The sequence below is a fragment of the Streptomyces violaceoruber genome, from assembly GCF_033406955.1.
Taxonomy (GTDB): Bacteria; Actinomycetota; Actinomycetes; order Streptomycetales; family Streptomycetaceae; genus Streptomyces; species Streptomyces violaceoruber.
Genome location: NZ_CP137734.1, coordinates 5466651 through 5478881 on the forward strand (window position 1 = coordinate 5466651; position 12231 = coordinate 5478881).

The following is a 12231-nucleotide window of genomic DNA, read 5'->3' on the forward strand; positions in this document are numbered from 1 at the left end:
CGAGCTCGATCCGCGGCTTGCGGCATGGCTCGTACGAAGGGAATGACGTGACACGCAAGACGGTGCGTATCGCCATGAACGGTGTGACCGGGCGCATGGGCTACCGCCAGCACCTCGTCCGCTCCATCCTGGCCCTGCGCGAACAGGGCGGCCTCGACCTCGGCGACGGCACCGTGCTGTGGCCGGAGCCGGTCCTGGTCGGCCGCCGCGAGCACGCGCTCAGGGCGCTGGCCGATCGCCACGGACTCGACCACATCTCCACCGACCTCGACGCGGTCCTCGCCGACGACGGCATCGACGTCTACTTCGACGCCCAGGTGACCTCGGCCCGCGAGGAGGCGATCAGGAAGGCGATCGCCGCGGGCAAGCACATCTACACCGAGAAGCCCACCGCCACCGGCCTGGACGGCGCCCTGGAACTCGCCCGCCTCGCCCGTGCCAAGGGCATCAAGCACGGCGTCGTCCAGGACAAGCTGTTCCTGCCCGGCCTGCTCAAGCTGAAGCGCCTCATCGACGGCGGCTTCTTCGGCCGGATCCTGTCCGTGCGCGGCGAGTTCGGCTACTGGGTCTTCGAGGGCGACTGGCAGGAGGCGCAGCGCCCGTCCTGGAACTACCGCAGCGAGGACGGCGGCGGCATCGTCGTCGACATGTTCCCGCACTGGGAGTACGTCCTGCACGAGCTGTTCGGCCGGGTGAGGTCCGTCCAGGCCCTCACCGCCACCCACATCCCCGAGCGCTGGGACGAGAAGGGCAAGCCCTACGACGCCACCGCCGACGACGCCGCCTACGGCGTCTTCGAGCTGGACGGCGGCGCGATCGCGCAGATCAACTCCTCCTGGGCGGTCCGCGTCAACCGCGACGAACTGGTCGAGTTCCAGGTCGACGGCACCGAGGGCTCGGCCGTCGCGGGACTGCGGGGCTGCCGCGTCCAGCACCGCTCCGCCACCCCCAAGCCGGTGTGGAACCCGGACATCCCCGCCACCGAGGTCTTCCGCGACCAGTGGCAGGAGGTCCCGGACAACGGCGAGTTCGACAACGGCTTCAAGGCCCAGTGGGAGCTGTTCCTCAAGCACGTCTACGCCGACGCCCCCTACCAGTGGGACCTGCTGGCCGGCGCCCGCGGCGTGCAGCTCGCCGAGCTGGGCCTGAGGTCCTCGGCCGAGGGCCGCCGCCTCGACGTACCGGAGATCGCGCTGTGACCCTCCACCTGCCGGGCGCCGACGGCACCCTGCGCGCCTACGAGCCGCGCACCGAGCCCCTGCCGGCGCTCCGGGCGACCTCAGGAAGCGCTTTCTCCTCCCGTACGGTCTTCTCCGCCGCGCACGTCGTCGCCGACCCGTACGCGGACACCACCCCCGACGGGCCCGCCGCCGTCGACTGGGACGCCACCCTCGCCTTCCGCCGCCACCTGTGGTCCCACGGACTCGGCGTCGCCGAGGCGATGGACACCGCCCAGCGCGGCATGGGCCTGGACTGGCCCACGGCGGCGGAACTGATCCGCCGCTCCGCCGCCGAGGCGAGGGCGACCGGCGGCCGCATCGCCTGCGGCGTCGGCACGGACCAGCTGACCGCGACCGCCGCGACCGCCGCGACCCTCGCGGACGTCCGGTCGGCCTACGAGGAACAGCTCGCCGTCGTCGAGGAGTCGGGCGCCCAGGCCATCCTCATGGCCTCCCGCGCCCTCGCCGCCACCGCGCAGGGCCCGGACGACTACCTGGAGGTCTACGGCCACCTGCTCCGCCAGGCCGCCGAACCCGTGATCCTGCACTGGCTGGGCCCGATGTTCGACCCGGCCCTGGAGGGCTACTGGGGCTCGTCCGACCTGGACGCGGCGACCGACACCTTCCTGGAGGTCATCGCCGCCCACCCCGACAAGGTCGACGGCATCAAGGTCTCCCTGCTGGACGCGCAGCGCGAGATCGACCTGCGCCGCCGCCTGCCGCGGGGCGTGCGCTGCTACACCGGCGACGACTTCAACTACCCGGAGCTGATCGCGGGCGACGAGCAGGGCTTCAGCCACGCCCTGCTCGGCATCTTCGACCCGCTGGGCCCGCTGGCCGCCGAGGCGGTCCGGGTGCTCGACACCGGGGACACGGACGGCTTCCGCGCCCTGCTCGACCCCACCGTCGAACTCTCCCGCCACCTCTTCCGGGCACCCACCCGCTACTACAAGACGGGCGTGGTCTTCCTGGCCTGGCTGGCCGGCCACCAGAGCCACTTCACGATGGTCGGCGGCCTCCAGTCGGCCCGCTCCCTGCCGCACCTCGCCCGCGCCTACGAACTCGCCGACGGACTCGGCCTGTTCCCCGACCCGAAACCGGCCGAGGAGCGCATGCGGAACCTGCTCGCCCTGTACGGGGTGAACGCATGAGCGACACCGGCCTGACGCGCTTCAGCATCAACCAGATGACGGTGAAGCAGCTCTCCCTGCCCGAACTGACCGCCGCCTGCCGTGAACTGGGCATCGGCAACGTCGGCCTGTGGCGCGAACCCGTGCAGGCCTACGGCGTCGAGGCCGCCGCCAAGCTGGTCCGCGACGCGGGCCTGACCGTCACCACCCTGTGCCGCGGCGGCTTCCTCACGGCGCTCGACCCCGGCGAACGCGCCAGGGCCCTGGCCGACAACCGCCGCGCCATCGACGAGGCCGCCGCCCTCGGCACCGACACCCTCGTCCTGGTCTCGGGCGGCCTCCCGGCCGGCGACAAGGACCTGCGCGCCGCCCGCGAGCGCATCGCGGACGCGCTGGCGGAGCTGGGCCCGTACGCCGAACGGCACGGTGTGCGCCTCGCCATCGAACCGCTCCACCCCATGTACGCCGCCGACCGCTGCGTGGTCTCCACCCTCGCCCAGGCCCTGGACCTCGCCGAACGCTTCCCGGCCCAGCAGGTCGGCGTCACCGTCGACACGTACCACATCTGGTGGGACGACCGGGCGCCCGAGCAGATCGCCCGGGCCGGCGCGGGCGGCCGCATCCACACCTTCCAGCTCGCCGACTGGACGACCCCGCTGCCCGAGGGCGTCCTCAACGGCCGCGGTCAGATCGGGGACGGCGCGATCGACATGCGGGAGTGGAAGGGGTACGTCGAGGCGGCCGGATACACCGGCGCCATCGAGGTCGAGCTGTTCAACGAGGGGCTGTGGGCGCGGGACGGACGGGAGGTGCTCGCCGAGACGGCGGCCCGGTTCGCCGCGCACGCGGGAGACGTCGCGGACACCTCGCCCGGAAAATAATCCCGGCGACCCGTACAACCCTTCCGCACTCCGGCGGGTCGTACCTGGCATCGGAACTCCCGTGGGGGTACCCGGGGGGGAAATTCCACGGCGTTCCGAAGGGGAGGGGAAACCCGAGAGGGCCCGGTCGGCGACCGGGCCCTCTCAAACTTCTCCACACCGGTCCTCCGGCCCGCAGAAGCGGAGCCTCAGAAGAAGACCCCGCACCGCAGCAGCACATTGGCGTACGGCCGCGCCTCCCCGGTGCGCACGATCAGCCGCGCGCCCGCCGACAGCTCCTTGAGCCGCTCGTGCGGGACGAGTGCGAGCGCGGGGAAGAGCCCGTCGAGCAGGGCGGCGCACTCGGCGTTCGCCTCCCGGACCTCCGTGGCCGCCGTCGCGCCCTCGACGACCAGCTCGGCGAGCAGGCCGTCCACCACCTCCGCGAACGACGGCACCCCGGCCCGGAAGGCCAGGTCGACGACGCGCGGCCCGTCCGGAACGGGCATCCCCGCGTCGCACACCAGGACGCCGTCCCCGTGGCCCAGCTCGGCGAGCGCCCCCGCGAGGTGGCGGTTGAGTATGCCTGCCTTCTTCACAGTGCCCCGGCCCCCAGGTCCTCGGCCTCCGCCGCCGTCGGGTACGACTCCTGCGCCCCCGCCTTCGTGACCGCCGCCGCGCCCACCCGGGCCGCGTACGCCGCCGCGTCGGCGAGCGACTCGCCGGTGCCGAGCCGCCAGGCCAGCGCCGCGGTGAACGCGTCACCGGCGCCCGTCGTGTCCACGGCGTCCACCTTCACCGACGGCACCCGGACCACGCCCCCGGCCGCCGACGCGACCAGCGCGCCCTCGGCGCCCAGCGTCACGACCACCGAGCGCGGCCCCTTGGCCAGCAGGACGCGGGCCCAGTCCTCGGGGCGCTCGCCGACCAGGGAGTCGCCGAGGATCACCTTCGCCTCGTGCTCGTTGACGATCAGCGGGTCGCAGGCGGTCAGCACCTCCTGCGGAAGCGGCCGCGGCGGCGACGGGTTCAGCACGAAACGGCTGTCCGGCGCGAGCGAGCGGACCACCTCCACGACCGTCTCCAGCGGGATCTCCAACTGCGTGGAGACCACCCGGGAGGCGTGGAAGAGGCTGGCCGCGGCCCGGACGTCGCCCGGCGCCAGCCGGCCGTTGGCGCCCGGCGAGACCACGATGCTGTTGTCCCCGGACGGGTCGACGGTGATCAGCGCGACGCCGGTCGGGGCGCCGCCCACCAGCACGCCGACGGTGTCGACACCGGCCGCCCGCTGCGAGTCCAGCAGCAGCCGCCCGTAGTCGTCGTCGCCCACCCGGGCCAGCAGGGCCGTACGGGCGCCGAGCCGGGCGGCGGCGACGGCCTGGTTGCCGCCCTTGCCGCCCGGGTGGACGGCCAGGTCGGAGCCGAGCACCGTCTCGCCCGCCGCCGGCCGCCGCTCGACACCGATCACCAGGTCGGCGTTGGCCGACCCGACGACCAGCAGGTCGTAGTCGTACATCAGTCGTTCTCCGATTCGCGTGGTTCCCGCCGGCTGCCGGGCCGGTCTCAGCCCTCGAAACCCGCCACGTTCTGCTGGGTGACGACCTTCACGGGCACCTTCACCGTCTGCTCCACCTTCTTGTCCTCGGCCGCCCGCAGCGCGTTCCGTACGGCGATCCTGCCCAGTTCCTTCGGCTGCTGCGCCACCGACGCGTACAACGTGCCGTCCTGGACCGCCTTCAGCCCGTCCGGGGTGCCGTCGAAGCCGACGACCTGGACCGACTTGCCGGCCTTGGAACCCAGTGCCTTGATCGCGCCCAGCGCCATCTCGTCGTTCTCCGCGAAGACGCCGTCGACGTCCGGGTGCGCCTGGAGCAGGTTCGTCATCACGTCCAGGCCCTTGGTGCGGTCGAAGTCCGCGGGCTGCTTGGCGACGACCTTGATGCCCGGGTACGCCTTGAGCCCGGCCGCGAAGCCCGCCCCGCGCTCCCGGCTGGCGGAGGTGCCGGCCTGGCCCTGGAGGATGACGATGGTGCCCTTGCCGCCGAGCTTCTCGGCGAGCGCCTTGGCGCCCAGCTCACCGCCCTCGACGTTGTCGGAGGCGACCAGCGCGGACGTCTCCGCCTTGTTGACGCCGCGGTCCACGGCGATGACCGGGATGTCGTCCTTGTTGGCGGAGCGCACCGAGGGACCGGCCGCGTCGGAGTCCACCGGGTTGACGATGACCGCGGACAGGCTGCCGCTGACGAAGTTCTGGAGCTGGTTGGCCTGCTGGGAGGCGTCGTTCTGGGCGTCCGTGACCGTCAGGTCCACGCCCAGCTTCTTCGCCTCCTCCTCCGCGCCGTTCCTGATCTGCACGAAGAACGGGTTGTTCAGCGTGGACAGCGACAGCCCTATCTTCTGGCTCTTGCCGCCGGAGGAGCCGTTGTGCAGCAGCGAGGTCGCGCCGACCACGGCCACCGCGACGACGGCCGCGATCACGTACGTGAGTGCCTGCCTGCCTCGGTTGCCGCCCCCCGACGCCCCGGCCGCCGGAGTGACCGCGCCCGCCTTGCGGCGCAGCGTGTCGAAGAGCACCGCGAGCGCGATGACGACACCGATGACGACCTGCTGCCAGAACGCGGAGACGGACAGCAGGTTGAGGCCGTTGCGCAGCACCGCGAGGATCAGCGCGCCGATCAGTGTGCCCGAGGCCTTGCCGGTGCCGCCCGCCAGCGAGGCGCCGCCGATGACGACGGCGGCGATGGCGTCCAGCTCGTAGCCCTGCGCGGCCTGCGGCTGCGCGGAGGAGAGCCGGGAGGCGAGCACGATGCCCGCGGCTGCGGCGAACAGGCCGGAGAAGGCGTAGATGGCGAGCTTCTGCCGCTTCACCCGCAGCCCGGACAGCCGCGCGGCCTCCTCGTTGCCGCCGATGGCGTACATGGACCGGCCGATGTAGGTCCGGCCGAGGACGAAGGCGGTGATCAGCCCCATCACGATCATCACGAGCACCGGCACCGGCAGCCACCCGCCGAGCGTGTCACCGAGGTGCGAGACCGAGTCCGGGAAGGCGATCGGCGAGCCCTGCGAGATGACCAGCGACAGACCGCGGCCCACCGACAGCATGGCGAGCGTCGCGATGAACGGCGGCAGCTTGCCGTACGAGATGAGGAAACCGTTCACCAGACCGCAGGCGATGCCCGTCAGGACGGACAGCAGCACCGCGAGCGCGACCGGCATCCCGGCCTCGGTGGCGCTCCAGGCCAGCACGGTGGCCGACAGCGCGGCGACCGAGCCGACCGACAGGTCGATGCCCGCCGAGACGATGACGAAGGTGACGCCGAACGCGAGGATCGCGGTGACGGCGGCCTGGACGCCGACGTTGAGGAGGTTGTCGGCGGTCAGGAAGTCCCCGGACAGCGCCGACATGACGACGACGAGGACGATCAGCGCGGTCAGCGCGCCGTTGTCGAGCAGCAGGCGGCGCAGACCGCCCGTGGCGCCCTGCGCGCCCGGCTTGCTCTTGAGCGTGTCAGTGGCCACGGGAGGCCTCCGTTCCATCCGTTCCGCCGCTGTGCGGGGAGTTGCCGGTGTGCGTACTGACGGCGAGCGCCATCACGGCGTCCTGAGTGGCCTGTTCGGCGGTGAGTTCACCCGCGACGCGCCCCTGCGCCATGACGACCACGCGGTCGCTCATGCCGAGCACCTCCGGCAGATCGCTGGAGATCATGAGCACGGCGGCACCGGCGGCCGTCAGTTCGTTGATGAGCTGGTAGATCTCGACCTTGGCGCCGACGTCGATGCCGCGCGTCGGCTCGTCGAGGATCAGCACCTTGGTGTTCGCCAGCAGCCACTTGCCGATGACGACCTTCTGCTGGTTGCCGCCGGACAGCGTGCGCACGTGCTGGCCGAGCCCGGCCATCCGCACGCCGAGCTGTCCGGCGATCCGCTCGGCCGCCGTGTGCTGCCCCTTGAGGTCGACGAGCCCGGCGCGGGCGGTGGACCGGAGCGTGACGAGCCCGAGGTTCTCCTCGACGGAGGCGTCGAGGACGAGCCCCTGCCCCTTGCGGTCCTCGGGCACCAGCCCGATCCCGGCGGCCATGGCGGCGTTCACGTCGTGCCGCCGCAGCGGCGCACCGGCGACGTGCACGGTCCCGGCGTCGTACGGATCGGCGCCGAACACCGCCCGCACCACCTCCGTCCGCCCGGCCCCGACCAGCCCCGCGATGCCGACGACCTCACCGGCCCGCACCTCGAAGCCGACGTCGTGGAAGACACCGTCCCTCGTCAGCCCCTCCACCTTGAGCAGCGCCTCACCGGCGTCGGTCCGCTCGCGCGGGTACTGCTGCTCGATCGACCGCCCCACCATGAGCCGGACCAGCTCGTCCTCGGGCGTGGAGGCGGGCACCTGCCCGACGCTCCTGCCGTCCCGGATGACGGTGACCCGGTCGCCGAGCGCGGCGATCTCCTCCAGGTGGTGGGTGATGAAGACGATCCCGACGCCGTCCTCGCGCAGCCGCCGCACGATGGCGAACAGCTTGTCGACCTCCTCGGAGGTCAGTACGGCGGTCGGCTCGTCCATGATGAGCACGCGCGCGTCGAGGCTGAGCGCCTTGGCGATCTCGACCATCTGGAGCCGCGCGATGCCGAGTTCACGCACCCGCGCACGGGGAGACACGTTGACCCCCACCCGCTTCAGCAGCACCTCCGCGTCGGCGTCCATCCGCTTCCGGTCGATCATGCCGAGCCGGCGGGGCTGGCGCCCCAGGAAGATGTTCTCGGCCACCGTCAGGTCGGGGACCAGGTTGAACTCCTGGTAGATGGTGGCGATCCCGAGGCGCTCGGAGTCCTGCGCACCGTGGATGCGCACCTCCTCGCCACCGGCCAGGATCCGCCCGGCGTCGGGCGTGTAGGCGCCGGAGAGCATCTTGATGAGCGTGCTCTTGCCCGCGCCGTTCTCACCGAGGAGCACGTGCACCTCGCCCTGGCGCAGGTCGAAGTCGACGCTGTCGAGCGCGACCACGCCGGGGAAGGTCTTGCGGATGCCCTCGATGCGCAGCAACTCGTCCGGACTGCGGCTGCTCACGGCGTACTCCTTCGTACGGGGGACGGGGACGGGGGGTGTGGTTCGGAGGGCGGCTCGCCGCACGAGCGGCGCACGACGAGCCGGGCCGGAAGGGTCACCGACTCGCCGGCCCGCCCCGCGATCCGCTCGACGAGCGCGCGTACGGCCGCCCGCCCCAGCTCGCGGGTGGGCTGGGCGATCGCGGTGACCGGCGGATCGGTGTGCACGAACCACGGGATGTCGTCGAACGCGGCGAGCCCGACGTCCTCGGGGACCCGCAGCCCGCGCGCCCGTACGGCGTCCAGCGCGCCGAGGGCCATCAGGTTGTCGGCGGCGAAGACGACCTCGGGCGGCTCGGGCAGGTCGAGGAAGCCCTCGGTGACCCGGCGCCCGCTGCCGGCCTGGAAGTCGCCCTGGCCGATGTAGGCGTCGGGCAGGGGAAGCCCGTACGCGCCGAGCGCCTCCCGGAAGGCGTCGACGCGCTCGCGTCCGGTGGTCGTGGCGGCGGGCCCCGCGATGATCGCGAGCCGCCGGTGCCCGAGCCCGTGCAGATGCGCGACGAGATCCCGTACGGCCGCCCGCCCGTCCGACCTGACGACGGGCACGTCCACGCCGGGGATCCACCGGTCGACGAAGACCATCGGCGTCCCGGCCCGCGCGGCGTCCAGCATGCGCGGGGAGCCCCCGTCGGTGGGGGAGACGAGCAGCCCGTCGATCCGCCGGTCCAGGAGCGTGGTGACGTGGTGGTCCTGGAGGTCGGGCCGCTCGTCGGCGTTGCCGATGATGACGCTGTAGCCGAGCGCGCGGGCCTCCTCCTCGACGGAACGGGCCAGCTCGGTGAAGTACGGGTTCATCACGTCGCTGATGACCAGGCCGAGGGTGCGGGTCTGGTCGGTGCGCAGCGACCTGGCGAGGGCGTTCGGACGGTAGCCCAGCGTCTCGACGGCGGCCAGCACGCGGGCGCGTGCGGCGGCGCTGACCGACGGGTGGCCGTTGAGCGCCCGGGAGACCGTCGCGACGGACACGCCCGCTTCGGCGGCGACGTCCTTGATGCTCGCCATCGTCGTTCCACCTCCTCGTGGAATCGATTACACGGAGGATTGGAAACGATTACACGAGTGGAATCAAGGGGTCCGGTGGGGCCGAGACGGAATCGTGACCGGAGAAAGGGGCGGCACCCGCGGCGATGTCGCCCCGGGTGCCGCCCCGACCGCCTGCGGCAGTCAGCCCACCGCCGCCGCGAACATCCCCGCCTCGTACGAGCCGCCCTTCTGGTGCGTGATCACGGCGAGCCGGTTGGCCGCGTTGATCATGGCGACCAGGCAGATCAGCGCGGCGACCTGGTCGTCGTCGTAGTGCTTGCGCACCAGCGCCCACGTCTCGTCGGACACGCCCTCGTGGGCGTCGGCGAGCCGGGTGCCTTCCTCGGCGAGGGCCAGCGCCGCCTGCTCGGCCTCGGTGAACACGGTGGACTCGCGCCAGGCGGCGACCAGGTGCAGCCGGACCGCGCTCTCCCCGGCGGCCGCGGCCTCCTTGACGTGCATGTCGATGCAGTGGCCGCAGCCGTTGATCTGGCTGGCCCGCAGCGAGACCAGTTCCTGCGTGGCCTTCGGCAGCGGCGACTCGTGCATCAGCACGCCCATGCCGGCGAACCGCTTCGTGAACCGACCGGCGAACTCGTTCTCGAACAGATTGAATCGGGTGTCCATGATCCCGTCCTCGCTCTCGGTGCCTCGGTGACGAACACAAGACGCCGCCGCCCCGCACCCTGTGACAGGGCGCGGACGTGACCCAGGACACCACCGACGGGTGTCACAGAACCCCGGCGGCCGGTGTCCCGTGCACGAGACACCGCCGGAACCGAACGAACGGGAGAAGCTGGTGACCAGCGAGAACAGCGGCCGCGAACAGGACGGCGCCACGGAGGCCTTCGTCGCCCACCGCAACCTGCTCTTCACCGTCGCCTACGAGATGCTCGGCTCCGCCGCCGACGCGGAGGACGTCCTCCAGGAGACCTGGCTGAAGTGGGCGGGAGTCGACCTCGACACGGTGCGCGACCGGCGCGCGTACCTGGTCCGCATCACCACCCGCCAGGCCCTGAACCGGCTGCGTACGCTGGGCCGCCGCAAGGAGTCCTACGTCGGCTCCTGGCTGCCCGAGCCGTTGCTCACCACGCCCGACGTGGCCGAGGACGTCGAGCTGGCCGACAGCGTGTCGATGGCGATGATGCTGGTCATGGAGACACTCGCGCCGACCGAGCGGGCGGTGTTCGTGCTGCGCGAGGTGTTCGACCTCGGCTACGACGAGATCGCCGAGGCGGTGGAGAAGAGCCCCGCCGCCGTCCGGCAGATCGCGCACCGGGCCCGCGCGCACGTCGCGGCCCGCCGGCCGCGCGGGGCGGTCTCGGCGACCGAGTCCCGGGAGGCGCTCGCGGCCTTCCAGCGCGCGGTCGAGACGGGCGACCTCCAGGGCCTGCTCGACATCCTCTCCCCGGACGTCGTCCTGCTCGGCGACGGCGGCGGCATCAAGCAGGCGGTCCTGCGGCCCGTCGTCGGCGCCGACAAGGTGGCCCGCCTCATGCTGGGCGGCCTGGTCAAGCTGGACATGGAGATGAGGATGGACCCGGCCCAGGTCAACGGGCACCCCGCGCTGGTCATCCGGCTCGACGGCGAACTCGACACCGTGGTGGCGGTGCGCCTCGACGAAGGCCGCATCACCGGGCTCTACGCGGTGCGCAACCCGGAGAAGCTGTCGTACATGCGTGAGGAGGCGACCCTGAGCCGGTGAGCGCCCGGCTCACACGCGGCCCACCAGCCGCCTGTTCCGTCAGGCAGCCGGTGGGCAGACCTCTCAGGCGTGCGCGATGTAGTCGTACCAGTCGGTGATCGGGTCGGTCAGGGCCTTGTCGTCGTAGAGCCTGAAGTACACGGCCTCGCCCTCGTCGAGGTCGTCGTCGGCTCCCATCTCGACCTTGTTCATGTCGAGTTCCTTGGACGTCCCCGGCGCCCAGTAGGTCGCCTCCTTCTTGAGGCCCTCCCACCACTGGGCCCGGACGTAGATCGTGTCGCCGTCGTTCTTGCCGTCGTAGACGTACAGCAGCTCGTCCGACGGGTGGAACTCGACCTGCGCCACGGGGGTGCCGTTCTTCTTCACGACCAGCTTCAGGGCCTCGCCGCCCACGTCCTTCTTGAAGCCGGTGTAGTCGAGGCCGCTGCTGTTCGAGCAGGGGCAGTCGCCGGTGTTGTACTCCCAGCTCTGGATCGACAGATCCGAGTTGTCGTATGCACCCGCCGTGGTCACGGAGGCCCCGGTGAACGCGACTGCCATTCCCAGCGAGATGGCTACGTTTCTGATGCGCATTGCTGCCCCTTCTTGTTCGGCCTGGCCCAACGGCGCCCACGTTAAAGGGCTTGCTGCGCGGGGTGGCCCTGCAACTTTTCAGGGTGACAGGACCGGTCTCAGGCCGCCGCCAGCTCGCACCACACGTACTTGCCCCGGTTGCCGTGTCTGGCCAGCGGGTGCCACCCCCAGACGTCCGCGCAGGCCCGCACCAGCGCCAGCCCGCGACCCTCCTCCAGCTCCGCCACCCTCTCGAACCGCGCGGGCGGCTCGGGCGGTTCGGGATCCGCGTCCCACGCCCCGATCCGCAGTGTGCCCGGCGGCGACCAGCGGATGCGGAGGGCGGCGGGGCCCTTGGTGTGCCGTACGGCGTTGGAGACCAGCTCCGTTGCCAGCAGTTCGGCGACGTCGACGAGGCGGATCAGGCCGTGCATGGTGAGGACCAGGCGGAGGGTACGGCGGCTGATGGTGACGGCGCGCAGGTCGTTGGGGATGTAGAGGGAGTACTCCCAGGGTTCGTTTTCGGGCATGAGGATTCCCTTGTGTGTGGGGAGTTGGGGGCGGACCGGTGGCATTGCCGGAGCCGTCGTGGCGGGACGGAACGGTGCGCTTCCGGTTTCGCACGGTGTGCGTCGCATCAC

Annotated in this window: 12 protein-coding genes; 4 read left to right on the forward strand and 8 right to left on the reverse strand. The window is 71.9% G+C overall.

From position 1 onward, the window contains the following. Positions 1-47 precede the first annotated feature (47 nt). From R2E43_RS24445 to R2E43_RS24455, 3 genes are read left to right on the forward strand one after another with little or no spacing between them, the layout of a single operon-like run. Positions 48-1199, forward strand: coding sequence for a Gfo/Idh/MocA family protein (locus R2E43_RS24445; RefSeq protein WP_332056560.1), 1152 nt, complete (start codon positions 48-50; stop codon positions 1197-1199). After that, a complete protein-coding gene (locus tag R2E43_RS24450) occupies positions 1196-2371 on the forward strand; it encodes a dihydrodipicolinate synthase family protein (protein ID WP_189283031.1) in 1176 nt (391 codons plus the stop codon). Before R2E43_RS24445 ends, R2E43_RS24450 begins: the two co-directional genes overlap by 4 nt. Further along, the gene (locus R2E43_RS24455; protein WP_332056561.1) at positions 2368-3231 is read left to right on the forward strand and encodes a sugar phosphate isomerase/epimerase family protein; all 864 of its coding nucleotides are present in this window, start codon (positions 2368-2370) and stop codon (positions 3229-3231) included. The genes R2E43_RS24450 and R2E43_RS24455 overlap by 4 nt, the downstream gene beginning before the upstream one ends. Positions 3232-3419: 188 nt before the next feature. Here R2E43_RS24455 and rbsD read toward each other — a convergent pair whose 3' ends face one another. From rbsD to R2E43_RS24485, 6 genes are all read right to left on the reverse strand, one after another. Beyond that, positions 3420-3809, reverse strand: coding sequence for a D-ribose pyranase (rbsD, locus tag R2E43_RS24460; protein WP_011028559.1), 390 nt, complete (start codon positions 3807-3809; stop codon positions 3420-3422). Continuing rightward, on the reverse strand, positions 3806-4726 hold the full coding sequence (locus R2E43_RS24465; RefSeq protein WP_011028558.1) for a ribokinase: 921 nt from the start codon (positions 4724-4726) through the stop codon (positions 3806-3808). Before R2E43_RS24465 ends, rbsD begins: the two co-directional genes overlap by 4 nt. Positions 4727-4773: 47 nt before the next feature. Further along, positions 4774-6729, reverse strand: coding sequence for an ABC transporter permease/substrate-binding protein (locus tag R2E43_RS24470; protein ID WP_003976053.1), 1956 nt, complete (start codon positions 6727-6729; stop codon positions 4774-4776). Then, positions 6719-8272 carry a sugar ABC transporter ATP-binding protein gene (locus tag R2E43_RS24475; protein WP_332056562.1) on the reverse strand — a complete coding sequence of 518 codons (1554 nt, stop codon included), beginning with the start codon at positions 8270-8272 and terminating at the stop codon, positions 6719-6721. Before R2E43_RS24475 ends, R2E43_RS24470 begins: the two co-directional genes overlap by 11 nt. Next, a complete protein-coding gene (locus R2E43_RS24480) occupies positions 8269-9312 on the reverse strand; it encodes a LacI family DNA-binding transcriptional regulator (protein WP_030866188.1) in 1044 nt (347 codons plus the stop codon). Before R2E43_RS24480 ends, R2E43_RS24475 begins: the two co-directional genes overlap by 4 nt. 162 nt (positions 9313-9474) lie before the next feature. Beyond that, a complete protein-coding gene (locus R2E43_RS24485; protein WP_109032824.1) occupies positions 9475-9960 on the reverse strand; it encodes a carboxymuconolactone decarboxylase family protein in 486 nt (161 codons plus the stop codon). Between the two features lie 130 nt (positions 9961-10090). Here R2E43_RS24485 and R2E43_RS24490 point away from each other — a divergent pair, with 130 nt between their 5' ends. Further along, a complete protein-coding gene (locus R2E43_RS24490) occupies positions 10091-11038 on the forward strand; it encodes an RNA polymerase sigma-70 factor (protein ID WP_109032825.1) in 948 nt (315 codons plus the stop codon). Positions 11039-11101: 63 nt separating this feature from the next. Here the strand turns inward: R2E43_RS24490 and R2E43_RS24495 are convergent, their stop codons facing one another. Both R2E43_RS24495 and R2E43_RS24500 read right to left on the reverse strand, forming a co-directional pair. After that, a complete protein-coding gene (locus R2E43_RS24495; RefSeq protein ID WP_109032826.1) occupies positions 11102-11611 on the reverse strand; it encodes a hypothetical protein in 510 nt (169 codons plus the stop codon). A gap of 98 nt (positions 11612-11709) precedes the next feature. After that, complete coding sequence (locus R2E43_RS24500; protein WP_136207783.1) at positions 11710-12120, reverse strand: ATP-binding protein; 411 nt, start codon at positions 12118-12120, stop codon at positions 11710-11712. Between the last annotated feature and the right edge of the window lie 111 nt (positions 12121-12231).

Coding starts and splice junctions, on each gene's coding strand:
- R2E43_RS24455 (WP_332056561.1), top strand. CDS start 2,368: ATGAGCGACACCGGCCTGACGCGCTTCAGCATCAACCAGATGACGGTG.
- R2E43_RS24465 (WP_011028558.1), bottom strand. CDS start 4,726: ATGTACGACTACGACCTGCTGGTCGTCGGGTCGGCCAACGCCGACCTG.
- R2E43_RS24480 (WP_030866188.1), bottom strand. CDS start 9,312: ATGGCGAGCATCAAGGACGTCGCCGCCGAAGCGGGCGTGTCCGTCGCG.
- R2E43_RS24485 (WP_109032824.1), bottom strand. CDS start 9,960: ATGGACACCCGATTCAATCTGTTCGAGAACGAGTTCGCCGGTCGGTTC.
- R2E43_RS24495 (WP_109032826.1), bottom strand. CDS start 11,611: ATGCGCATCAGAAACGTAGCCATCTCGCTGGGAATGGCAGTCGCGTTC.
- R2E43_RS24500 (WP_136207783.1), bottom strand. CDS start 12,120: ATGCCCGAAAACGAACCCTGGGAGTACTCCCTCTACATCCCCAACGAC.